Raw genomic sequence first — 23,617 nt, 5'->3', positions numbered from 1 at the left:
GTGTTCGGCGAGGAGGTTGTTTTCCCTTCGGAAGGTAGCAGCGATCCTCCTGGGGAACAAAGATTTCATTCAATACTGAAACAACAGTGACTATAGACACGTTGTTCCGCTCCCCATCACACCACGAAGCCCGAAGAACGAGAGAGAAGCGGCTCCCTCACCAAAAAGAAGAACGAAAACATTCTTCCGGCGAATTCGCCAAACGGAAAGAATTCCTCTAAAAGTCCCAGCCGCTCACCGGGATTCCACGGGTTGGCCCGGAACACGCCCCCTGCCACCACACCGGAGACGGCACGAGGGCGTTCCCCTACGCCCCGGCGAAACCGGACGCCGGGGTCACGGACGAGAGAGTCTCATTCCGCGTTGTGCAGCCGCTCGATCCGCTCGGCCAACCCCAGGTCGTTCTCGGTCACCCCACCGGCGGAGTGTGTGGTGACGCGTACGGTCAGCCGGTTGTAGTCGTGCACGGACAGATCGGGATGATGGTTGGCCTCGTTGGCCAGGTGCGCGATCGCGTTGGCCATGCTCATCGCCGTGAGGAAACCCTTGAGCTGCCAGGTCCTGTGCACCGCCCCGTCACGGTACTCCCAACCCGACGCCAGCCTGCTCACGATGGTCTCGCGATCCAACAACTCGGGCACTGCGTCCACCTCGCCTTCACGTACACGTACCGCGTGCCACCACCCCGTGACGGGTCGTCTCACTCGGAGCCCTCCCGTTCGGGGCGTTGGGGAAGAGAGTTCTCGACCTCCGCACCGTCCTGGTAGACCCCGGCGGGAAGCGCCCGCAGTGCGCGCAGCGTCCGCGGATCCGCCTGTCGCTGCTCCGCGTAACGGAGCAGCTGTTCCCGGTCCGCCGGAAACTCCAGTCCCTGTAGGGCCTTGCTCACCCGTCGTTCGTCCGCGTCGGTCATGATCCTCTCCTCACGGGCACGGTACGCGTTCCTTCGGTGCTCGGAGACCACCGGGCGATCATCGACTCACCCTCTCCCCGGGGAATACCGTCCGTCCGAGGCGGGTAAACCTCGCCTGGTGGATCTTCGCCCGCCCGCCGCAGCTAGCCTGAGGCCATGGCGGAACACCTACAGGTCGTCACGACCACCGACTCGGCAGACACCGCCGCGGAGCTGGCGCGCGGGGTGGTCCACGGCCACCACGGAGCGTGTGTGCAGGTCGCGGAGGTGCGCAGTTTCTTCCGTTGGGAAGGGGGGGTCCAGGACGAGCGGGAGTGGCAACTGCAGATCAAGACTTCGCGGAGTCGCCTCGACGGACTCATCGAGCATCTCCGCAAGCACCACAACTACGAGGTCCCGGAAATCATCGCCACACCGATCGTCTCCGGCGATCCGGAGTACCTGTCCTGGATCGACGAGGAAACCAGCCAGTAGGAGCTCGCCGCGGCGTTCGCCCCCGTCGGACGCCGCGGCGACGGAGACGACCACCAGCCCGAACACGGACGTCGCGAGCGCGACACCCAAGGATCCAGCCGGATGAAACAGCCGACCATCACCCGCACCGACATCTACACCGCGACCGTCGGGCCGGCACTGGGAACACTCCTGGCGACGCTCACCCTGCACTGGGAGTGGATCCCGGCCGGCGTGTTCGTCGCGCTGGCGGGACTGGTGCTGATCCGCCTGCACCGCGCCGCCGCGGACTGGGGGAACCGCGCGGGTGTGCTGGCCCTGCTGGCGGGGCTGTTGCTGTGGCTGTGGCTGGACGACGGCAGGTGGGCGGTGCTGGGGGCCTTCCCGCTCGTGTTCGTGTTCATCCACAGACTCGCGGCCGCCGTGGAACGGCGTCGTTGACCGTTCACAACCCCGGGGATCCTGACCACCGAGTGTGCCCACCCGCCTCCGGCACGAAACCCGGATGCTGATCCTCTTCCGCTCACCGAAAGACTCCGGTTCCACGCCGCGACGAAACGTGTCCCGCTCTGTCCGTCCGCTCGGCCACGTGTCAACATTCGGCGATCCGACAATGGTGACGTAGGCGGTCAGCGTTCGCGAAACGTGATGAACCGCCCACCGGGCGAAAGCAGAAAGGACTGTTTCGTGCACATACTGTGGGGCATCGGCGGCATGATCGTGCTGCTGCTGATCGCGGTCGCCCTGTCCACGAGTCCCCGTTCCATCCGACCGCGCACGGTGCTCGGAGCCCTGGCGATCCAAGTTATTTTCGCTTTTTTGGTGCTGCGGTGGGAGCCGGGAACACGGGTTCTGGGTGTGGTGGCCGACGGCGTCGGCAGAGTGATCGACTCGGCCAACGAGGGCATCGAGTTCATGGTCGGCCCGCTGCTCGGGCAGCTCGAGGGCAACGCCACCGTGTTCGCCTTCCAGGTACTGCCCATCATCGTGTTCATCGCCTCGCTGACCGCGGTGCTCTACCACTGGAACATCCTGCAGTGGGTGGTGCGCCTCATCGGAGGAGGTCTGCAGAAAGTACTCGGCACCACCAGGGCCGAGTCCCTGAACGCCACCGCGAACATCTTCGTGGGACAGACGGAGGCCCCCCTGGTCGTACGGCCCTATCTGGCGCGGATGACCCGATCCGAGTTCTTCGCCGTCATGGCCGGAGGACTGTCCACGGTGGCGGGAACGGTACTCGTGGGGTACTCCCTGCTGGGAGCCAACCTGGAGTACCTGATCGCCGCGAGCTTCATGGCCGCCCCGGCCGGGCTGCTGATGGCCAAGATCATCGTTCCCGAAACGGAGAAGTCCACCAGTGACCGGGCCGTGCTCGCCAGCACGGGCGGCTCGGCCACGAGCTCCGCGGAAACCCCCGAGGAGGGGTCCGCCGACACCGACGCCCCCGACGAGGAGGAGGCCCCGGCCACGCCGGAGAGCTCCGAGAAACCACGCAACGTGATCGACGCCGCCGCCGTCGGTGCCTCCGACGGGATGCGACTCGCGCTCAACGTGGGGGCGATGCTGTTCGCCTTCATCTCGCTGATCGCGCTGCTCAACCTGATCCTCGGTGGAGTCGGCGGCCTGTTCGGACTGGAGGACCTCACCTTCCAACGCGTGCTCGGCTACGTCTTCTCACCGGTGATGGTCGCCATCGGCGTACCGCTCAACGAGGCCGTGGAGGCGGGGAGTTTCCTGGGGCAGAAACTGGCCCTCAACGAGTTCGTCGCCTTCGCCGACTTCGGCCCCGCCGCCGAGGGGCTCTCCGACCGCACCACCGTCATCGTCACCTTCGCACTGACCGGATTCGCCAACTTCGGCTCGCTGGGCATCCTCCTCGGAGGACTCGGAGGAATGGTCCCCTCCCGGAGACCCCTGATCGCCCAGTTCGCCATCCGGGCCGTGCTGGCCGGCACGCTGGCGAACCTGATGAGTGCGGCGATCGCCGGCATCCTCGTGCCCTGAGGAGTCGTGTCCCCCGTCCCGACGGCCAGGGGCGGGGGACGCACCGGCCCACCCTCCACACGGCCGGACGAGGGTTTGACAGGCTACTGCCATGACCGCAGCCGATACGTTTCCTCGTCACAGCGCCCGAACCCAGGGATTCACCCTGGGGGCGCCACGCGATTTCACTGTGTCACCGGACGGGCGGCGGGTGCTGTTCCTGCGGTCCTCGAGCGGCACGGACCGCAACAACGCCCTGTGGATGTTCACCCCGGAGGACGGACGGGAACGCCGTGTGGCCGACCCGGCCGAACTGGACGACACCGACGACGCCTCCCCCGCGGAGAGGGCCCGGAGGGAGCGCGTCCGTGAACGTGCTTCGGGAATCACGAGCTATGCGACCGACTCCCCGGTGTCCACGGTCGCTTTCGCGCTTTCCGGGGCGCTGTTCGTCGTCGACCTCGACACCGGGGACGTCACCCGGCTGCCCGCTCAGCATCCGGTGGCCGATCCCCGACCCAGCCCGGACGGGACACGAATCGCCTACACCTCCGGGGGCGCCCTACGGGTGATCGGCTCCGACGGCAGCGGGGACCGGGCGTTGGCCGAGCCCGAACACGACCAACAGAGCTGGGGCACCGCGGAGTTCATCGCCGCCGAGGAGATGAACCGCCGACGCGGTTACTGGTGGTCGCCGGACGGATCGGCGGTGCTGGCCACCCGGGTCGACGAGTCCGCCGTGGCCCGCTGGAACCTCACCGATCCCACCGACCCCACCCTTCCCCCGCGCACCACCGCCTATCCCGCCGCGGGCAAGGCCAACGCCGAGGTCCGACTGGAACTGATCGACCTCGACGGGTCCCGGCGTCTTCCGGTGCGCTGGGACCACGAGAACCATCCGTACCTGGTCACCGTGCACTGGTCCGCGTACGGACCGCCGCTGCTGGCCGTGCAGACCCGCAACCAGCGCAGTCAACCGGTGCTCGCCCTCGACACGGAGACCGGCGAGACCCGCGAAGTGCACCGGGAAACCGACGAGCACTGGGTGGAGATCAAGACCGGCTGGCCCGCCTGGACTCCCGAGGGCTCACTCGTGCGGATCTCACCCGTGGACGGGGCGTACCGCCTGCTGGTCGACGGCGAGGACCGCACCGGTGACGAACTGCAGGTCCGTGCGGTGCTGGACATCGGTGAGGACGACATCATGATCGCCGCCTCCGACGGGGACCCGACGCAGATACACGTCTGTCTGGTCGACGCTTCGGGGGTGCACAGGCTCAGCGACACTCCGGGGGTGCACGGTGCCGCACGCGGCGGCCCCGTCACGGTCCTGGCTTCGGCGGGTCTGCGGGAACTGCGCACCCGTGTACGGGTGCTGCGCGGAGGGGAGACCGTTGCCGAGATCCCCTCCCACGCGGAGGAGAGCACGATCGTCCCCCGAGTCGAACTCCTCCGACTCGGCGCGCGGGAGCTCGCCGGAGCGCTGCTGCTGCCCAGCTGGCACACACCCGAGCACGGCAGCCTCCCCGTACTCCTCGATCCCTACGGCGGACCGCAGGCACAGCGGGTGCTGCACCGCAGACACGGGTACCTGACCTCACAGTGGTTCGCCGAACAGGGATTCGCCGTGCTGGTCGTCGACGGGCGCGGGACCGGCGGGCGCGGCCCGGCGTGGGACCGCGCCATCGCGGGGGACACGGCCGGACCGCCGCTTCAGGACCAGGTGGACGCCCTGCACGCCTGCGCCGCCGAGCACGAGGAACTGGACCTGAAGCGGGTGGCCATCCGCGGGTGGTCGTTCGGGGGCTACCTGGCGGCCCTGGCGGTGCTGCGTCGTCCCGACGTGTTCCACACCGCGATCGCGGGGGCCCCGGTCAGCGACTGGCTGCTGTACGACACGCACTACACCGAACGCTACCTGGGTGATCCGAACGAACACCCCGAGGTCTACACCGCGAACTCGTTGCCCCACCTGGCCGGAGAGCTGGGAGGAGAGCTGCTGCTGATCCACGGGACGGTGGACGACAACGTGGTGTTCGCGCACTCCCTGCTGCTTTCCGAGGCCCTGACCAACGCGGGCAAGGCCCACACCCTGCTCCCGCTGCCCGGGGTCAGCCACATGCCCACCTCGGAGAGCAAGACCGAGAACCTGCTGCTGTTGCAGCTGGACTTCCTGCGCAGAACACTGCCCTCCCCCGACGCCTGAGCGGGCCCGCCCCGTGGTGCCCACCCGTCCACCGGGAGGGTGCCACGGGGCCGTCGACCGGGAAGCCTCCTCCACGGTGCTCACGGAGCGACAGCTCAGAGGATCTCCAACGGCCGGGGCCGCCGTGGCGGGGGAAAGTGCTCGTCCAACTCACGCAGCTCCTCGGCCTCCAGCGTGATCCCCAATGCCGCACGGTTTCGCTCGACATGCTCCACGGTGGCCGCTTTGGGGATCGCACACACCCCCTCGGTGTTCAGCACCCACGCCAGGGCGATCTGGGCGGGCGTCACCCCACGCCGTTCGGCCAGGCTCCGCAGCACCGGCTCCCCCCGCAGACGGCCCTGCTCGATCGGAGAGTAGGCCATCACCGGCAGGTCCCGCCGCCGACACCACGGCAGCAGGTCGAACTCGGGACCGCGTCGGGTCAGGTTGTAGAGCACCTGGTCGGTCTGCACCCGTGCTCCCGCGGAGGTCCCGAACAGCTCGGTCATGTCGGCGGGATCGAAGTTGCTCACCCCGAAACAACGGATCTTCCCGCTGCGCTGGAGGTCCTCGAAGGCCTCCATCGTCTCCTCCAGGGGAACGGATCCCCGCCAGTGCAGCAGATACAGGTCCAGTCGGTCGGTTCCGAGCCGCCGCAGACTGCGTTCGCAGGCGGCGACCGTACCGGCACGGTCCGCGTGGTGCGGAAGGACCTTGGACACCACGAACGCCTCGTCACGGCGGCCGGACAGGGCCGTGCCGACCACCTTCTCCGCCCCACCGGAGCCGTACATCTCCGCGGTGTCCACCAGACCGATCCCGAGATCCAGTCCGTGTCGCAGAGCTCTCACTTCCGCGTCGTGGTCGGAGGTGCGCTCCCCCATCCCCCAGGTTCCCTGGCCGAGGACGGGCAGTTCTCCTCCGTCGGGCAGTCGTAGACCACGCACAGTCATGCACCTTCCGTTGTCACTCGAACGGGCGGTGCCGGGCGTGACCACCCTACCGACGTCACCGAGGAACCCCGTGGAAGGGTTCCCGTGGAGCGCCGGAGCGACAGCCACGAGGACCGAACCACTCCGGTACGCGGAACGACCGCCCGACAGGGCATTCCGAACCCTCTTCGGAGAGCGGGGACACGGTGACTAGCTACGCGCGTTCCGGTTCTCCCTGACCCGAACCACGACCCGAACGGGCGTACCGGCGAAACCGAAGGCCTCCCGGAACCTGCGCTCCAGGAACCTGCGGTATCCGGCCTCCAGGAAACCGGTGCTGAACAGCACGAGTGTCGGCGGTCGGGTCTGCGCCTGCGTGGCGAACATGATCTTCGGCTGTTTACCCCCACGGACCGGAGGTGGCTGGGCGGCCACGACCTCCGAGATCCAGGAGTTGATCCTGCCCGTGGAGATGCGCTGGTCCCACGACTCCAACGCCCGGCGCAGCGCGGGGGCCAGCTTGCCGAGCGCGCGTCCTGTCTCGGCGGAGACGTTGACCCGTTCCGCCCACCGCACCTGGACGAGGTCGCGGTCGATCTCCTTCTCCAGCTTCCTGCGGCGCTCGTCGTCGACGAGGTCCCACTTGTTGTAGGCGATCACCAGAGCGCGTCCGGTCTCGATGACGGTGCCGATGATCCGCAGGTCCTGCTCGGTCAGTGGAACGGAACCGTCGATGAGCACCACGGCCACCTCGGCGGCCTCGATGGCGGAGCGGGTGCGCAGGGACGCGTAGTACTCGGTCCCGTCGGCCGTCTTCACCCGCTTGCGCAGACCCGCCGTGTCCACGAACCGCCAGACCTCGTTGTCCAGCTCCACCAGCGAGTCCACCGGATCCACGGTGGTTCCCGCCGTCTCGTCGACGACGGCGCGCTGCTGCCCCACCAGCCGGTTGAGCATGCTGGACTTGCCCACGTTGGGCTTGCCCACCAGCGCGACCCGCCGTGGCCCCCCGCTCGGGGAGAGCTGCTCCCGCGGTGTCTCCGGCAGTCGCCGCAGCATCTCGTCGAGCAGGTCACCGGAGCCACGTCCGTGCAGGGCACTCACGGGGTAGGGTTCCCCGAGCCCGAGGGACCACAGCTCGGCGACCTGCGCCTCCGCCGCCTGGTTGTCGACCTTGTTGGCCACGACCAGCACCGGACGGTCGGAACGGCGCAGCACCTTGGCCACGGCCTCGTCGGTGACGCTCACCCCCACGTTGGCGTCGACCACGAGCAGGATCGCGTCCGCCGTGGACATGGCCATCTCCGCCTGGGCGGTCACACTCGCGTAAACCCCCTCGGCGTCCGGATCCCAGCCCCCGGTGTCGACGACGGTGAAACCACGTCCGCTCCACACCGCGTCGTAGCTGACCCGGTCCCTCGTGACCCCGGGCGTGTCCTTGACCACCGCCTGACGGCGGCCCAACAGCCTGTTGACCAGGGTCGACTTGCCGACGTTGGGCCTGCCCACCACGGCGACCACCGGCTGTGCGAGCGGCGTGTCCCGCTCGTCCTCCCACTGCTGCTCGCCGAACCGGTCGTAGTCAGCCCAGTCCGACTCGTCGGACCAGGTTCCGTCGAGACCGGCGTCGCCGGCATCGGCAAGCGGTTCCTCACTCACGCCTCATTACCTCTCAGGTCTTCGTCTGGATCGTCGCGCTCGGGTCGGGATCCGTCCAACTCGGCGAGCAGCCCCACCAGCTCGGTACGTATCCGCTCGGTGGCCGCGGTCAACCCGGCCCTTCCCGGCCGCGGCCGCTCCATCGGTTCCCCGACGAGAACGTCCACTCTGGGACGGAAACGCCACCCCGACGGGCCACGAGCGGTTCCCCGGCAGGCCACCGGCACGATTCTGGCCCCGGCGGAACGAGCCAGCCAGGCCGCACCGTGTTGCGCGGCGGCCATCGTCCCCTGCCGAGTGCCCTCCGGGAACACCCCGACCACTCCTCCGGCCCGCAGCACCCCGGATGCGGCCAGAAGGGCACCACGGTCGGCGACACCCCTGCGGATCGGAACCTGTCCCAGCTTACGCAACACCCATCCGAGCGGCCCGCGGAACAGCTCGTGTTTCACCAGAAACGTCGCATCCCGCGGCAACACCGCGAACAGCACCGGACCGTCGAGCAGCGAACTGTGGTTGGCCACCAGCACCACCGGACCGCTCTCCGGTAAACGTTCCCCGTGCCACAGGCGGATCCGCCACCCCGCGCGTAGTCCGAACCGCCCCACCCGACGGGCGAACCCACGCAGCCCCGGAGAACTCCCCACCGGCAGCGTACCCGGTGTGGGCCTCGCGGGTCGCACACCGTCACCGTCCGAGCTCATCGCCGACTTCGCTCCGAGCACGCCAGCAGTCCCCGTTGCGCGACGAGGTCGTGCAGCCGGCGCAGCACCTGCTCCAGGTCCAGGTCGGTGGTGTCCACCAACACCGCGTCCTCCGCCATCCTCAGGGGGGCGATCCCCCTGTTCGAGTCGAGCGAGTCCCTGCGCGTGACGTCGGCCCGCACCCGACGCGGATCGGCCTCCCTGCCCGCCGCGGCGTCCTGGGCCGAACGGCGACAGGCCCTGGCCTCGGAGGAAGCGGTGAGATAGACCTTCAGCCCGGCCTCGGGGGAGACCACCGTGCCCACGTCACGCCCCTCGACGACGATGCCTCCGACGGGAGTGGTGGCCACCGTGATCAGTCGACGTTGCTGCGCCACCAGGATCTCCCGCACCTCGGCAACCGCGGAGACGGCGGAAACGGCCTCGGTCACCGCACCACCCCTGATCTCGGAGCCGACGTCGACCCCGTCGAGGGTCACCCCCGGAGACTCCGGGTCGGTACGCATCTCCACACGACAGCGGCGCGCCACCTCGGCTACCGCCTCCTGGTCGGTGGGTTCCCTCCCGGCACGCAGCACCGCCGAGGTCACGGCACGGTACATGGCCCCGGTGTCCAGGTACGCAGCACCGAGGGAGTCGGCGAGCCGACGGGCCGCGGTGGACTTTCCCGTCCCGGACGGCCCGTCAACCGCCACGATTCCGTTGAGCTCGGGCTGGGACACCTCGCATGACCTCCTCGTGCCGTGGCCGGAACGCATCGCTCGGTCGGACTAACCGACCGGACACTCATTCTGCCCGCCCGGTACCGGACGCTCCCAATCGCGTCCCCACCTGGACCGCGGGAGGGGCGAAAACCCCACCACCGGTTACTCGTGGAGCGGAAAAGCCCTAAGATCGAGGGCGTGGATGTCACCGTGACCCCGCTTCCGGGGCTGGGCACGCAGCAGGAGTTCACCACCGGTTCGGGACGCAGGATCGGGGTGATCACTCACCGGGACGGTCGCATCGAGCTGATCGTGTCGGACGCGCAGGATCCGGACAAGATCTGCGCCGCGACCGAGCTGACCGGTGAGGAGACCAGCACGCTCGCCAACCTGCTCGGCGCACCGCAACTGGTGGGCAAACTCACCGAGCAACAACGTGAGGTGACGGGGGTGACCACCTGGCAGCTCCCGCTCGTACCCGGCTCCCCCTACGACGGCCGCACCCTCGGTGAGACCGAGATGCGCACCAGAACCTCCGTGTCGATCGTCGCCGTCATCAGGGACGGCTCGGTACATCCCTCCCCCCGTCCGGATTTCGTGTTCGCCGGAGAGGACCTCGTGGTCATGGTGGGCACCGCCGAAGGGCTCCGCGCGGCGAGCGAGATCCTGGAAAACGGCTGACCGCGAAACCACTCATCGACGGATCAGGATCCGTCCGGGACGCGCGTGTCCGGCGGGCGAGAGGAACCACGTGCAACACACGGCAACAGCGTTGATCGAACTGGGAGCCGTCTTCTTCGGCCTGGGAGTCCTCGGGCGACTCGCCTGGAGGATCGGACTGTCCCCCATACCGCTCTACCTGCTCGGGGGACTCGCCTTCGGCCAGGGGGGACTGGTTCCGCTGACCGGGATCGAACCGTTCACCGAGCTCGCCTCGGAGATCGGGGTGGTGCTGCTGCTGTTGCTGCTCGGCCTCGAGTACTCGGCGAGTGAACTGGTCACCGGACTGCGCCGCTCGTGGACGGCCGGACTGATCGACGCCGTGCTCAACGCGGCTCCCGGCGCGCTCGTGGCCCTGCTGCTCGGATGGGGACCGACCGCCGCCCTGGTCCTGGCCGGAGTCACCTACATCTCCTCCTCCGGGATCATCGCCAAGGTCCTGGCGGATCTCGGGCGACTCGGCAACAGGGAGACTCCGGTGGTGTTGTCCGTGCTCGTGTTCGAGGACCTGGCCATGGCCGTGTACCTGCCGATCCTGACGGCCCTGCTGGCCGGGGTGGGGATCATGGGAGGACTCGGCACCGTCGGCATCTCCGTGCTGGTGATCAGCCTGGTGCTGGTGCTGGCCCTGCGCTACGGGCGCTACGTCTCGGCGGTGGTGGACAGTCCCGACCCCGAGGTGTTCCTGCTCCGTCTGCTCGGAGCCGCGCTGCTGGTGGCCGGCGTCGCCGCCCGGTTGCAGGTCTCGGCGGCCGTGGGGGCCTTCCTGCTCGGGATCGCCATCTCCGGGTCGACGGCGACCAACGCCAGCAGGATACTGAGTCCCCTGCGGGACCTGTTCGCCGCGGTGTTCTTCGTGGTGTTCGGCCTCAACACCGACCCCTCGGCCATCCCGCCGGTGCTGCCCTTCGCGCTGCTGCTGGTGGTGATGACCACGACGACGAAGTTCCTCACCGGCTGGGTGGCCGCCGCCAGACAGGGGATCCGGCGGATGGGACGTGCCCGGGCGGGGGCAGCGCTGATCGCACGCGGCGAGTTCTCCATCGTCATCGCGGGGCTGGCGGTCGGCTCGGGCGCGGTTCCCGGGCAACTGGCCGCGCTTTCCACCACCTACGTGCTGTTGATGGCGGTCATCGGCCCGGTGGCCGCACGGGTCGTGGAACCCGTCGCCCACCGGGTCGTCAACACCGTGGCCGGGAGCCGGAGCTAGTCCCCGGGCGCCGGGAGGACACCAGCGGGATCCGGGGGTTCACAGTCCCACAGCGCGGTAGAGCGAGCCCAGTTCCTTGTTGTTCAACGGTCGGATCGCCCCGGGGCGTTCGTTGGTCAGCCGCACCTCGCCGATCGCCGTGCGCACGAGCCGCTGCACGGGGTATCCCGTCTCCTTGAAGAGACGTCGCACGATGCGCTTGCGCCCCTCGTGCAGCACCACCTGGACCAGGGTCCGTGTTCCGCTGCTGTTGCGGTCGACGAGGCGGAAGGAGTCGACCTTGGCCGGCCCGTCCTCCAGTTCGACCCCCTCCTGGACCCTGCGTCCCAGGTCCTTGGGAATGGGACCCTGCAACTCGACGAGATAGGTCTTGGGCACCTGGTAGGAGGGGTGCATCAACCGGTTGGCCAGTTCCCCGTCGTTGCTGATCAACAACAGCCCCTCGCTGTTGAAGTCCAGTCTTCCCACGTGGAACAGTCCCGAGTCCCGCTTGGGCAGGTAGTCGCCGATGCAGGGGCGGTCCTGGTCGTCGGACATGGCACACAGGATGCCCGGCGGTTTGTTGAGCAGCAGATAGGTGGCCTTCTGATCGGTCACCACCCTGGTGCCGTCCACGTGGATCACCGATTCGTCGGGGTTCACGCGGGTACCGAGCGTGGTCACGGGCTGACCGTCAACCTCAACGCGCCCCTCGACGATCATCTCCTCGGCCGCTCGCCGGGACGCGACCCCAGCCTGCGACAGCACCTTCTGCAACCTAACCCCTTCCGCTCCGCCACCGGAAGCGCGGGTGTTCGCACCTGTCGAGTCACGTTTTTCAGACATCATCGATCGCATCCACTTCGGGCAACAGGGGGGCCAGCGGCGGCAGCTCCCGCAACGAGGACAGGCCGAGCCGTTCGAGGAACAGCTCGGTCGTGCAGTAAGCGGTACCGCCGGAATCGGGGTCCGTACCGGCCTCGTGGATGAGCCCACGCGCCAACAGAGTACGTACTACCCCGTCCACGTTAACACCACGCACGGCGGCCACCTTCGAGCGCGTCACCGGTTGCCGGTAGGCGATGACCGCGAGTGTCTCCAACGCCGCCCTGGTGAGTTTCGCGCGCTGGCCGTCGAGCAGATAGCGCTCCACCACGGGGGCGTAGACGTCACGGGTGTAGAGGCGCCATCCCTCACCCACCCTACGCAGCTCGACACCGCGTCCCGCTTCCGTGTAGCTCGCGGCGAGCCGTTCCAGCGCCGCCGTCACCCGCTCAACCGGTTGCCGTACGACACCGGCCAGCAACTCCTCCCCCGCGGGCACGTCCACCACGAGCAGCAGCGCCTCCAGCGCCGCCTCCAGGGCCGCGTCCGACTCCAGGTCGGGCCACTGCCCTCCTCGTTCCGAAGGGCCGTTTCCCGGGTGCCGTTCCCTCTCCCCGGCGGCCTCCCCCTCGACAGGGACCTCGCCCGTGTCGCCGTCTTCCTCCTCGCTCACCCGTAATCCTCTTCCTCGACACTGTCGCGTTCCCGGGCAGCGATCTCGCGTGCCTCTTCCACGCTGCCCCCCACCCAGCGCACCACCAGCTCCTCCAACGGAGCGGCCTGTTCGAACGTCACGACGGTCTCGCGGTACAACTCCAGCAACGCCAGGAACCGCGCCACCTTCTCGAGCACGGTGCCGCAGTCCCGCACCAGCTCCGCGAATCCCGCGCTGGTCCTTTCGGCGAGCAACACACGCAGCACCGCCGCGTGCTCCCGCACCGAGACCTGGGGAGCGTGCAGGTGCTCCAGCGAGACCGACGGAGGGGGTTTCGGACGGAACACGGCCGCGGCCACCTCGGCCAGACCGTGCGCATCGACCCCGAGCACCACCTCGGGCATCAGGTCCAGATAGCGCTGCTCCAGCGAAACGGCACGGGGATAACGACGTGCCGCCCCGGCCTCCCACTCCCGGAACGTCTCGGCCACCCGCTTGTAGGCCCGGTACTGCAGCAGCCGCGCGAACAGGAGGTCCCGCGCCTCCAGCAGGGCGAGGTCCTCCTCGTCCTCCACCTCGGCCGCGGGAACCAGCCGGGACGCCTTCAGGTCCAGCAGAGTGGCCGCGACCACCAGGAACTCACTGGTCTCGTCCAGATCCGCGTGTTGGCCTAGTTCCTTGGTGTAGGCGATGAAGTCGTCGGTGACCCGGTGCAGCGCTACCTCGGTGACGTCGAGACGGTGCTGGGAGATGAGCTGCAACAGCAGGTCGAAAGGTCCCTCGAAATTGTCCAGCCGTACCGTGAAACGCCCTCCGGAGGACTCCTGGGCCGCGGCGACCTCGGAGAGTTCCCGTGACGTGTCCTCCTCAGCGGTTCGTTCCCCGCTCACCTCTGCCTTTCACTGACGAGTCACCGTGCTATGACCTCCCGCGCCAGTGCACGGTACGCCTTCGATCCCGAGGAGCGGGGAGCCCATCGGGTGATCGGCTCCCCGGCGACCGTGGTCTCCGGGAACCGGACGGTACGGTTGATCACACTGTCGAACACGATGTCCCCGAACGCCTCGACCACCCGGGACATCACCTCACGCGAGTGTAGCGTGCGCGGGTCGAACATGGTCGCGAGAATCCCGCTGATCTCCAGCTCCGGATTCAGCCGCTCCCGCACCTTCTCGATCGTGTCGATCAGTAGGGCCACTCCGCGCAGACTGAAGAACTCGCACTCCAGCGGGATCATCACCCCGTGCGCCGCGGCCAGCGCGTTGACGGTGAGCAGCCCGAGCGAGGGCTGACAGTCGATCAGCACGAAGTCGTACTCGGCGACCACCGGCCGCAGCGCACGTTCCAGCGCCTGTTCCCTGCCGACCTCGGCGACGAGCTGTACCTCCGCCGCGGAGAGGTCGATGTTGCTCGGCAGCAGGTCCATCCCCGCCACGCTGGTCGATCTGATCACGTCCTGCAGCCCCACCGAACGCTCCATGATGACGTTGTAGATGGTCTGCTCCAGTTGGTGCGGCTGCACACCGAGACCTACCGACAGCGCGCCTTGCGGATCGAAATCGACCAGCAACACCCTGCGGCCGTACTCGGCGAGGGCGGCCCCCAGATTGATGGTCGAGGTGGTCTTGCCCACCCCGCCCTTCTGGTTGCACATCGCCAGCACCGAGGCGGGTCCGTGTTCCTCCAGCGGAGGGGGTTCCGGGATGTGCCGACGTGGTCTCCCCGTCGGACCGACGTCTCCACCGAACGGGTCGCTGTCGACGACCTCACCGTTGGCCGATTCCGAAGTGTCCGGGGTGATGCTCAGGTCGACCGCGCCCCGGTACCGCCCACCGGCGGAGGGCTGCGGCGTCGACATGGCGGTGGTGACTCCTTAATCGGGTGACTGCATTGCGGAAAACTCTCCGGTGCGCAGCCTAGGCCGCGCACACACACCACGGCAACGCGCCTCGCCGTCCAACCGGCGAAAACCGCGTCACCCGGCCAGGATATCCGAGGAACACCGCGGATATCACCGTTTCGGTCCCTGCGCGCGGGGATGGCTCGTGGCGTAGACCTCGCGCAGCGTGCGCATCGTGATTCGCGTGTACACCTGGGTCGTCGCGACCGAGGCGTGCCCGAGCAGTTCCTGCACGACCCGGACGTCGGCCCCACCCTCCAACAGGTGCGTGGCGAAGGAGTGCCGCAGCACGTGCGGAGACACCGACGTGTCCACCCCAGCACGCTCGGCGGCGGACTTCAGAATCTGCCATCCCCCCTGTCTGGACAGTCTGCCCCCTCTGGCGTTCAGGAACAGCGCCGGAACCGAACGCACCCGCCCCACCAGCCCCGGACGGGCCCGTACCAGGTAGGCCTCGAGCGCGTCGAGGGCGGGACGCCCTACCGGAACCCGACGTTGCCCACCTCCCTTGCCGTCGAGCAGTACCGTGCGCTCCCGCGTGTCCACGTCGTCCAGGTCCAGCCCGACCGCCTCGGAGATGCGCGCCCCACTGGAGTACAGCAGTTCCAGCAGTGCACGGTCCCGCAGCCCCCGAACACCGGTGGCGACTCCCTGTTCCAGAAGCCGCAGCACGTCGTCCACCGGTAACGCCTTGGGCAGACGCCGGGGCAGGGCGGGAGGAGTGACCTCGCGTGCGGGGTCGTGGTCGACCAGCCCCTCGGCGAAGGCGAAGCGGTGTAGCCCCCGCACCGCCACGATCGTGCGAGCCGCCGAGGCGGGAGCCAGTGCCACGCCTCCGGACTCCCCGGTGCGCAGGGTGGCGAGGAACTCGCCGACCACCTCGGAACTCACCTCACGCAGTGTTCCCACACCACGACCCACCAGGTACGTTCCGTAACGTCGCAGGTCGCGCGTATAGGCCTCCAACGTCGCCGAAGCGGTACCGCGTTCCACCGCGAGGTGGTTCAGATAGGCGCCGAGCGTTCCACCCAGCCCCTCCGGAAACTCCTCGAACTCCGCCACGGAAACGCTCCGTCGAACGACCGTACCGACACGCCCCCGTCAACAGGGCCGTCTTCAGTCCCGCCCCCGCGCCGCGAACCGTCTCGGACGGTCCGTCCACTCCGCCTCGCTGCTCCTGGGTACCATCCGTCCGTCCCGCACGGCCTGAGCCGCCAACAGCCCGGAAACGGCCGGTGCGTTCACGATCTCACCGGCGAAAACGGCTTCGACGGCTCGATCCAGTTCCGTCCGGCGCACCACGAGGTCGGCCTCCTCGTCGGAAACCGGTTCGGGTCGACCGACCTCGGAGAGCCCCCGGGCGAGATAGACCCGTTCGGCCTGGTCGGTGAACCCGGGAGAGGCCGCCACGTCCACCAGCACCGACCACTCCTCCGCCGCCAGGCCGACCTCCTCGGCCAGTTCACGCCGTGCGGTGTGCAGGGGATCCTCCCCCGCCACGTCGAGCAACCCCGCCGGCAACTCCCACAGCCTTCTGCCCAGCGGATAGCGGTACTGGTGGACGAGGACCACCCTGTCGTGCTCGTCCAAGGCGACCACCGCGACCGCACCGGGGTGTTCGACCACCTCCCTGCGGGAGCGTCCTCCCCCCGGCATGGCGACCTCATCACTGCGCAGCGCCAGAATGGTGCCGACGTAGACGTCGGAACTGGACAGTGTGTCGAACCGGTGTCGTCCGTCCGTCCGGTTGACCGGACCTTCCGCGGACCCGAGGTTGGGGGACATCGTGCTCCTCAGACGCTCGCTGCCGTGTGGGTGGACTCCGGAAGCTCCACCGGAAGTCTCTCGGCCGCCCGATAGTCCAGCGCGGCTCGGACGAAAGCGCTGAACAGCGGATGAGGCCGAGTGGGGCGGCTGGTCAGTTCGGGATGCGCCTGGGTTCCCACGAAGAACGGGTGCTGCTCCCTCGGCAGCTCGAGGAACTCGACGAGCCGCCCGTCCGGCGAGGTTCCGGAGAACACCATCCCGGCGTCACTCAGCCGTTGCCGGTAGGCGTTGTTCACCTCGTAACGATGCCGGTGCCGTTCGGATACCCGCAGGGTTCCGTAGGCCTGGGCCACGATCGAGTCCTCCCGCAGTTCCGCGGTGTAGGAGCCCAGGCGCATGGTTCCGCCCATGTCCCGCTCCCCCGCCACCACGTCGTGCTGGTCGGCCATCGTGCTGATCACGGGGTGCTGGCAGGAGTCCGCGAACTCGGTGGAGTTCGCCTGCGGCAGCCCGGCCACGTTGCGCGCGAGTTCGATCACCATGCACTGCAGACCCAGGCACAGTCCCAGAAGCGGGATGCCGTTCCTGCGGGCGTACTCGATCACCCCGAGCTTGCCCTCTATACCGCGCACCCCGAAACCACCGGGGATCAGTATGCCGTCCACACCGGACAGCGCGCGCGCCGCGGCGGCCTCGTTCTCACAGTCGTCCGAGGGAACCCAGGAGATGTCCACCTTGGCATGATGGGCGAATCCTCCGGCACGCAGCGCCTCGGTGACCGAGAGGTAGGCGTCGGGCAGGTCCACGTACTTGCCGACCAGCGCGATCCGCACCCGCTCCGTGGGATTGTGCACCCGGTCCAGCAGGTCGCTCCACACCGACCAGTCCACGTCGCGGAAGGGCAGACCGAGCCTGCGCACCAGGTAGGCGTCCAACCCCTCGGAATGCAGCACCCGCGGAATGTCGTAGATCGAGGGCGCGTCCGGGCAGGCCACGACACCGTCTGAGTCGACGTCGCACATCAACGCGATCTTGTTCTTGAGCTCGGTGGAAAGCTCGCGGTCCGCCCTGCACACCAGCGCGTCCGGGGCGATCCCGATGTTGCGCAGCTCCTTGACCGAATGCTGGGTGGGTTTGGTCTTGAGTTCCCCGGAGGGGGCGAGATACGGAACCAGGGAGACGTGCAGGAAGAAGCAGTGGTCCCGCCCGACGTCGTGCCGAAGCTGCCTGCAGGCCTCCAGGAACGGGAGTGACTCGATGTCGCCGATCGTTCCACCGACCTCGGTGATGACCACGTCCGGGGTCTGCCCGTGTTCGTCGGGCTCGGCCATCGAACGGATACGGGCCTTGATCTGGTCGGTGATGTGCGGAATCACCTGTACTGTATCTCCCAGGTACTCCCCCCGACGCTCCTTGGCGATCACCGAGGAGTACACCTGTCCGGTGGTGATGTTGGCGTTGCGGGTCAACGCACGGTCGAGGAAACGCTCGTAGTGCCCGATGTCGAGATCGGTCTCGGCCCCGTCCTCGGTGACGAAGACCTCCCCGTGCTGGAAGGGGTTCATCGTCCCCGGGTCAACATTGAGATACGGGTCGAGCTTTTGCATGGTCACCCGGAGTCCCCGGGAGGTCAGCAACTCGCCCAGGCTGGAAGCCGTGAGCCCCTTACCGAGGGAGGAGGAAACCCCTCCGGTAACGAATACGTGCTTGATCGTGCGTGCTTGCGGCACCAAGAAAAGCTCCCCGTGGTCGATGCCGTCACCGTACAGGTGTCTGTGCTGGCAGGAACCGTTGACACCGTCGTTCCCACGGGATTTCAGCGTATCGCACCGGCACGGCGACGCCCAGCCGGCCCCACCGCCGGCCGCCCGCCTCGGACCCTCCGAGCACTCCACGCGCCCCTTGAATCATCCGGTCGAAGTATGTCGCCACTGCCGGCTGTCCGGCACCCTCGACCGAAGAGTGCGCACACCGACGGCCCGGCGGGACGCTCCCTCCCCGATCGCGCCGGGCCCGGCCGGGCGGCTGTCACCTACCACACGCCGCCCGGCGCACTCGGGGCGAGGTACGCGACCGACTCCCTCACGGAAGCAGCCCCCGACCGAACTCGAGCACGGACTCCGCGAACCCCCACAGGAACGTGAACCGGGGCCCCTCCCCGTACAACGCCACAGCGAGGAACCCCGCCAGCAGCGTTCCGAGAACCAGCAGGAGCACCATCACGTTCGAACGGCGAGCCCGCTCGAGTTCCGGCACGGCGGCACCGTCCACCACCTTGCCCCCCAGCCGCATCCGGATCAGAAAGGTGGACGGGTTGGACCGCGCCCGCCGCGCGTCCAGGAACTCGTCGAGGGTGGCCCTGAACCCGGCGGTCACCACGAGGGAGGCACCGTGCACGTCAGCCAGCAACAACGCGAGGTCCTCCGGATTGCCTCCGGCGGGAAAGGTCACCGCGCCGAGCCCCAACTGCCGGATTCGCTCCGTTCCCGGAGCGCTCCCGTCCGTTCCCGCCGGGATGACCACCTCCGCCGCGGCACCGAGGGCCCGCTCGTCCACCGAGGTGGGATCTCCCACGACCACGTCCGGTTTCAGGCCGGCGGAGTGCAGCGTCTCGGCGCCCTTGCCCACTCCCACCAGCAGGGGAGAACACTCGCGGATGTAACGTCGCAGTCGACGCAGCTCGGTGTCGTGCCCTTCCCCCGGAGCCAGCACCAGCACGTGCCGTCCCGACATGTCGACCCTGAGCTCGGGAACCCCGATCCCGTCCAGCACGAGCATGCGTTCCCGGCGCAGGAACTCGACCGAGTTCACCGCGAAATCCTCGATCCGTGCCCGCATCGCGGACTTGGCCTCGCTCATGCGGGCCGCCACGGTGTCGGACCGCTGCTCCGAACCGTGGACGATCAGCTGCTCCCCCTTCTTGTCGCGGAGGAACACCCCTCCGCTGTGCAGCCGCACGGTGGCCCCGTCCCGAATCCGGTGCAGCACCTCCCGACCCACGTCGTCGATCAACGTGACCCCGGCGGCCAGCAGGACCTCGGGACCGAGATTCGGATACTTCCCCGAGATGGAGGAGGAGGCGTTGATCACCGCGGACGCCTCGCACTCGACGATCACCTCCGCCGTTCGACGGTCCAGATCGACCCGGTCGAGGAACACGATGTCCCGCGGCGCGATACGTGGCGGGAGTTCACCGTCCCGCCGCTGCACCCGAGCGGTTCCGACGATGCCCGGCAAGGTTTCCTGCTGGCTTCCGAGCAGGTCAGTGAGTCGCATACACCGATGGTGACAAAACGAACACCCGGAGTTTCCACGCCACGCCGAACACCCGCCGCGACAACCCCCTTCCGGGGGCGTCACCCTCCCGCCGAGCTCCGCGCTCCGCACTCGGACTTGTACCGGTCGGCCACGGACAACAGTTCCTCGGCGTGGGCACGTCCGGTCTCGGTGGAATCCAGACCGGCCAGCATCCGTGCGAGTTCGGAAACCCGCTGCTCGTCGGAAACGATGCGCACGTCACTGTGGGTGAAACCGGTGGTCTCCTGCGCCTTGTCCACCACGAGATGCCGGTCGGCGTAGGCGGCCACCTGCGGCAGATGGGTCACCACCACCACCTGGTGGCTACGGGCCAGCCGCGCGAGCCTGCGTCCGATCTCCACCGCCGCTCGTCCGCCCACTCCGGCGTCGACCTCGTCGAAGACGAGAGTGGGAACGGTGTCGGCGTCGGCCAGCACCACCTCCAGACCGAGCATCACGCGAGAAAGCTCTCCCCCCGAGGCTCCCTTGTGCAGCGGAAGCGGCGGCGCCCCACCGTGGGCGCGCAGTCGCATCTCCACCTCGTCGACCCCCTCGGAGCCGGCGTGCAGCTCCTGTCCGTCCACCACGATCGACTCCTGCCCCCCGGCCCCGGCCAGCTGTGGGCGCACCACCACCTCGAACTCGGCCTGGGCCATGGCCAGTCCCGCCAGTTCCTCGGTGACCGCCTCGGACAACCGCCGCGCCGCCTCCACACGGGCAGCCGTGAGGGCACGCGCGTGCGTGACGAGCTGTTCGGCCAACCGGTCCCGGTGCGCGGCCAGCTCGGCGAGGGCCTCCTCGGAGGTGTCCATCCCCTGAAGCCGCCCCCGTGCCTGTTCGGCCCAGGCGAGAACACCGTCGATGTCCTCGGCGTATTTCCTGGTCAACTGCTTGAGTTCCGCCTGGCGGGACAGAATCCGCTCCAGCTCGGCCGGGTCCGCCTGCAAGTCGTCCAGGTAGGAACTCAGCTCCGCACCGACGTCGCTGAGCACCGCGGCGGCCTCCGAGAGCCGTCCTTCGAGTTCACGCAGCCGCGGATCCTCCGCCCCTCCGAGAGACCGTCTGGCCTGCCCGACCAGCGTCACCGCCCCGGTGTCGTCGGGACTCTCCTCGGTCGCGCCACTGACCGCGGACAACGCGTCCGAGGCGATCTCGCGCAGCCGGTCGATGTCGGAAAGCCTCCGTGCCCGCTCCACCAGTTCCACATCCTCCCCCGGACGCGGATCGGCGTGCTCTATCTCGGAAAGACCGTGACGCAGCAGGTCCGCCTCCCGTTCGAGCTCCCGTGAGCGCTCCCTACGGTCGGAAAGCTCCCGCACCACATCGAGCCACTCCCGTCGGACCCGTCGGTACTCGGCCAACGGCTCCTCCACGGCGCGGCCGGCGAACCTGTCCAACGCGCCGCGCTGCTCGCCGGGGCGTAACAGGCGAAGCTGGTCGTTCTGCCCGTGCACCGCCAGCACTTGGTCCGCGAGCTCGGACAGCACCGCGTTCGGAACCGAACGCCCCCCGAGATGCGCGCGGGACCGTCCCTGCGCGTTGACACTGCGCACGGCGATCAGGCTTCCGTCCTCGTCCGGTTCCGCTCCCGCCTCTGCGGCGACCTCGGCCGCCGGGGAGTCCGGTGCCAGAGTGAAGCGCCCCTCCACCACGGCGCGTGCGGCCCCGGAACGCACGCGAGAACTGTCCGCACGCCCCCCGCCCAACAGGTGCAGGCCGGTGACCACCATGGTCTTTCCCGCTCCCGTTTCACCGGTGACCACGGTCAGACCGGGGTGCAGCTCGAGAGTGGCCCCGTCGATCACGCCCAAGCCTTGGATGTGCATCTCCGCCAACACAGCACGCACCCTAGCGGGAATCGACCTGGTTCGGGGGCCCCGGCTCACCCGTGCCGCGTTCCCCGTGGCGAGAACGGCAGCGACTCCCTCGGCGCAGCGGACGACAACGACGACTATTCGGAAACCGGACCCCGCCAGCCCTGCACGGGGAGCTCGAACTTGCGTACCAGACGATCCGTGAACGAGGTGTCGTGCAACCGCACCAACCGCAAGGGATTCTCCGAGGCCAACACCTCGACCCGTGCCCCGGCAGGAAGGTCGAAATGCCGCTGACCGTCGCAGCAGAGCACCGCGTCGTGCCCGTTGTGGTCCACCTCCAGCGCCAGCACCGACTCACGGGCCAGCACCAAGGGGCGGGCGAACAGGGCGTGGGCGTTGCTCGGTACGACCAGCAGCGCCTCCACCTGTGGCCAGACCACCGGGCCTCCGGCGGAGAACGCATAGGCGGTCGAGCCCGTGGGGGTGGAACACAGCACCCCGTCGCATCCGAAGGTGGAAACCGGGTGACCGTCCACCTCCACAACCACGTCCAGAATGCGCTCCCTGCTGCTCTTCTCGACGCTGGCCTCGTTGAGTGCCCAGGTCGTGGCGAGCACCTGGTTCCCGAGTCTGGCCGTGACGTCGATGGTCATCCGCTCGTCGACGTGGTAGCGCCCCTCCACCACGGCGTCGACCGCCTCGTCCAGGGCGTCGAAGTCGGCTCCGGCGAGGAAACCGACCCTGCCGAGGTTCACTCCGAACACTGGCACCCCGGCCATTCTGGCCAGCTCGGCGGCGCGCAACAGTGTCCCGTCCCCACCCAGCACCAGAACCAGTTCGGTGCCCTCGGCCGCCAACGGCCCGGGAGCCACCACCACGCTGTAACAGGCGGGGCTGAGCTGAGGAGCCTCCTCGGCGAGCACCCTGACCCGCATTCCGGCCCCGATCAGCCTGCCCGCGACCTTCTCCGCGGTGCCTAGGTTGTACTGCCTGCCGGTGTGAACCACGAGAAGAACGTCGCGAGTCACGGAGCGCCCCCCTTTCCACCCACTCGCTCCGACGTCCGCTCGGCCGTCTGCCCTCCCGCCCGCTGCTCGCCGGGGGAGGAGGTGACCGCCTCCGTCACCATGGTGGTCACGTCGGGGCCGTCCGCACGGACCCGCTGATTCAGCCACACGAAGTACTCCACGTTGCCCGAGGGACCGGGCAACGGACTCGCCGTCACCGCCTGCGGACGAAGCTCGTGCTCGGCGGCGGTGGCGATCACTCCGAGCACCGCCTCGGCGCGCAGCGCCGGATCCCGCACCACGCCCCCCGTGCCGAGACGCTCCTTGCCCACCTCGAACTGCGGCTTGACCATGAGCACCAGGTCGGAGTCCTGGTGCACACACTCACTGAGCGCGGGAAGGATCAACCGCAACGAGATGAAGGAGAGATCCGCCACCACCAGATCCACGGGTTCGCCCACGTCCGCGCGCTCCAGGTGCCGCACGTTCTTCCGCTCACGAACCACGACCCGCTCGTCGGTGCGCAGCTTCCAGTCCAACTGCCCGTAACCGACGTCGACGGCGATGACCTCACGGGCGCCACCGCGCAGCAGCACGTCGGTGAAACCTCCCGTGGAGGATCCCGCGTCCAGACACCGACGCCCTTCCACTCCGAGCCCGTCAGCGCCGAACACTTCGAGTGCCCCCAACAGCTTGTGGGCACCTCGCGAGACCCATTTCGGGTCCTCGAGATCCTGGGCTACGACGATCGAGGCATCCTCCTCCACCGAGGTCGCGGCCTTGTGGGCCACGAAGCCACGAACCGTGACCCGCCCTTCGGAAATCAGTTCGGCGGCGTGCTCCCGGGAACGCGCGAGCTTGCGCCGTACGAGTTCCGCGTCCAACCGTGCTTTGCGAGGCACCG

The 23,617-nt window shown here is 68.5% G+C and carries 23 protein-coding genes; 6 read left to right on the top strand and 17 right to left on the bottom strand.

Translation table 11 applies throughout. The annotated features are described in order from the left end of the window. Positions 1-353 precede the first annotated feature (353 nt). A complete protein-coding gene (locus ACTMO_RS0108385) occupies positions 354-641 on the bottom strand; it encodes a 4a-hydroxytetrahydrobiopterin dehydratase (RefSeq protein ID WP_019854235.1) in 288 nt (95 codons plus the stop codon). 59 nt (positions 642-700) lie between these two features. Further along, positions 701-913: a DUF2795 domain-containing protein gene (locus ACTMO_RS0108380; protein ID WP_026449000.1), complete on the bottom strand. Its 213-nt coding sequence runs from the start codon at positions 911-913 to the stop codon at positions 701-703. 156 nt (positions 914-1,069) lie between these two features. Between ACTMO_RS0108380 and cutA the strand changes: the two genes are divergently transcribed. The 4 genes from cutA to ACTMO_RS0108360 all read left to right on the top strand — a co-directional run bounded on the left by cutA (position 1,070) and on the right by ACTMO_RS0108360 (position 5,555). Beyond that, complete coding sequence (gene cutA / locus ACTMO_RS0108375) at positions 1,070-1,387, top strand: divalent-cation tolerance protein CutA (RefSeq protein ID WP_019854233.1); 318 nt, start codon at positions 1,070-1,072, stop codon at positions 1,385-1,387. Positions 1,388-1,489: 102 nt separating this feature from the next. Continuing rightward, positions 1,490-1,807, top strand: a complete 318-nt coding sequence (locus tag ACTMO_RS0108370; protein ID WP_019854232.1) for a hypothetical protein — start codon at positions 1,490-1,492, stop codon at positions 1,805-1,807. A 207-nt stretch (positions 1,808-2,014) separates the two neighbouring features. Continuing rightward, on the top strand, positions 2,015-3,370 hold the full coding sequence (locus ACTMO_RS0108365; RefSeq protein WP_019854231.1) for a NupC/NupG family nucleoside CNT transporter: 1,356 nt from the start codon (positions 2,015-2,017) through the stop codon (positions 3,368-3,370). A gap of 91 nt (positions 3,371-3,461) precedes the next feature. Next, positions 3,462-5,555, top strand: coding sequence for a prolyl oligopeptidase family serine peptidase (locus ACTMO_RS0108360; RefSeq protein ID WP_026448998.1), 2,094 nt, complete (start codon positions 3,462-3,464; stop codon positions 5,553-5,555). 95 nt (positions 5,556-5,650) lie between these two features. Here ACTMO_RS0108360 and ACTMO_RS0108355 read toward each other — a convergent pair whose 3' ends face one another. From ACTMO_RS0108355 to cmk, 4 genes are all read right to left on the bottom strand, one after another. Next, complete coding sequence (locus tag ACTMO_RS0108355) at positions 5,651-6,484, bottom strand: aldo/keto reductase (protein ID WP_026448997.1); 834 nt, start codon at positions 6,482-6,484, stop codon at positions 5,651-5,653. Positions 6,485-6,679: 195 nt separating this feature from the next. Then, entirely contained in the window at positions 6,680-8,128 is a 1,449-nt protein-coding gene (gene der / locus ACTMO_RS0108350; RefSeq protein WP_019854228.1) for a ribosome biogenesis GTPase Der, read from the bottom strand. Continuing rightward, on the bottom strand, positions 8,125-8,832 hold the full coding sequence (locus tag ACTMO_RS0108345; protein WP_019854227.1) for a lysophospholipid acyltransferase family protein: 708 nt from the start codon (positions 8,830-8,832) through the stop codon (positions 8,125-8,127). Before ACTMO_RS0108345 ends, der begins: the two co-directional genes overlap by 4 nt. Next, positions 8,829-9,554 (bottom strand): (d)CMP kinase, encoded by a 726-nt coding sequence (cmk, locus tag ACTMO_RS0108340; RefSeq protein ID WP_019854226.1) that lies wholly within the window; start codon positions 9,552-9,554, stop codon positions 8,829-8,831. The genes ACTMO_RS0108345 and cmk overlap by 4 nt, the downstream gene beginning before the upstream one ends. A 180-nt stretch (positions 9,555-9,734) precedes the next feature. On the opposite strand from cmk, the gene ACTMO_RS0108335 reads away from it, so the two are divergent. Beyond that, on the top strand, positions 9,735-10,217 hold the full coding sequence (locus ACTMO_RS0108335) for a cation:proton antiporter regulatory subunit (protein ID WP_019854225.1): 483 nt from the start codon (positions 9,735-9,737) through the stop codon (positions 10,215-10,217). Between the two features lie 70 nt (positions 10,218-10,287). Beyond that, the gene (locus ACTMO_RS0108330) at positions 10,288-11,466 is read left to right on the top strand and encodes a cation:proton antiporter (protein ID WP_026448996.1); all 1,179 of its coding nucleotides are present in this window, start codon (positions 10,288-10,290) and stop codon (positions 11,464-11,466) included. A gap of 39 nt (positions 11,467-11,505) precedes the next feature. Here ACTMO_RS0108330 and ACTMO_RS0108325 read toward each other — a convergent pair whose 3' ends face one another. The 11 genes from ACTMO_RS0108325 to ACTMO_RS20745 form a co-directional block, all read right to left on the bottom strand. After that, the gene (locus ACTMO_RS0108325) at positions 11,506-12,291 is read right to left on the bottom strand and encodes a pseudouridine synthase (protein WP_051099047.1); all 786 of its coding nucleotides are present in this window, start codon (positions 12,289-12,291) and stop codon (positions 11,506-11,508) included. Next, complete coding sequence (scpB, locus tag ACTMO_RS0108320; RefSeq protein WP_019854222.1) at positions 12,284-12,943, bottom strand: SMC-Scp complex subunit ScpB; 660 nt, start codon at positions 12,941-12,943, stop codon at positions 12,284-12,286. The genes ACTMO_RS0108325 and scpB overlap by 8 nt, the downstream gene beginning before the upstream one ends. Continuing rightward, entirely contained in the window at positions 12,940-13,815 is an 876-nt protein-coding gene (locus ACTMO_RS0108315) for a segregation and condensation protein A (RefSeq protein WP_019854221.1), read from the bottom strand. Before ACTMO_RS0108315 ends, scpB begins: the two co-directional genes overlap by 4 nt. A 20-nt stretch (positions 13,816-13,835) precedes the next feature. Next, positions 13,836-14,783 (bottom strand): ParA family protein, encoded by a 948-nt coding sequence (locus ACTMO_RS0108310; RefSeq protein ID WP_019854220.1) that lies wholly within the window; start codon positions 14,781-14,783, stop codon positions 13,836-13,838. 153 nt (positions 14,784-14,936) lie between these two features. Further along, entirely contained in the window at positions 14,937-15,887 is a 951-nt protein-coding gene (locus tag ACTMO_RS0108305; RefSeq protein ID WP_019854219.1) for a site-specific tyrosine recombinase XerD, read from the bottom strand. Between the two features lie 54 nt (positions 15,888-15,941). Then, on the bottom strand, positions 15,942-16,610 hold the full coding sequence (locus tag ACTMO_RS0108300; RefSeq protein WP_019854218.1) for an NUDIX domain-containing protein: 669 nt from the start codon (positions 16,608-16,610) through the stop codon (positions 15,942-15,944). Positions 16,611-16,618: 8 nt separating this feature from the next. Continuing rightward, positions 16,619-18,322: a CTP synthase gene (locus ACTMO_RS0108295; protein ID WP_026448994.1), complete on the bottom strand. Its 1,704-nt coding sequence runs from the start codon at positions 18,320-18,322 to the stop codon at positions 16,619-16,621. Positions 18,323-18,674: 352 nt separating this feature from the next. Then, on the bottom strand, positions 18,675-19,868 hold the full coding sequence (gene steA / locus ACTMO_RS0108290) for a putative cytokinetic ring protein SteA (protein ID WP_019854216.1): 1,194 nt from the start codon (positions 19,866-19,868) through the stop codon (positions 18,675-18,677). An 80-nt stretch (positions 19,869-19,948) separates the two neighbouring features. Beyond that, a complete protein-coding gene (gene recN, locus ACTMO_RS0108285) occupies positions 19,949-21,727 on the bottom strand; it encodes a DNA repair protein RecN (protein ID WP_026448993.1) in 1,779 nt (592 codons plus the stop codon). A gap of 113 nt (positions 21,728-21,840) precedes the next feature. After that, positions 21,841-22,734 (bottom strand): NAD kinase, encoded by an 894-nt coding sequence (locus ACTMO_RS0108280; RefSeq protein ID WP_019854214.1) that lies wholly within the window; start codon positions 22,732-22,734, stop codon positions 21,841-21,843. Further along, the gene (locus ACTMO_RS20745) at positions 22,731-23,615 is read right to left on the bottom strand and encodes a TlyA family RNA methyltransferase (protein ID WP_084792097.1); all 885 of its coding nucleotides are present in this window, start codon (positions 23,613-23,615) and stop codon (positions 22,731-22,733) included. The genes ACTMO_RS0108280 and ACTMO_RS20745 overlap by 4 nt, the downstream gene beginning before the upstream one ends. Positions 23,616-23,617 lie beyond the last annotated feature (2 nt).

It is taken from the genome of Actinopolyspora mortivallis DSM 44261 (genome assembly GCF_000384035.1).
In the GTDB taxonomy this organism is placed as follows: domain Bacteria; phylum Actinomycetota; class Actinomycetes; order Mycobacteriales; family Pseudonocardiaceae; genus Actinopolyspora; species Actinopolyspora mortivallis.
The sequence above is the reverse complement of the archived record's forward strand: the minus strand, read 5'-3'. Positions and strand labels throughout refer to the sequence as shown.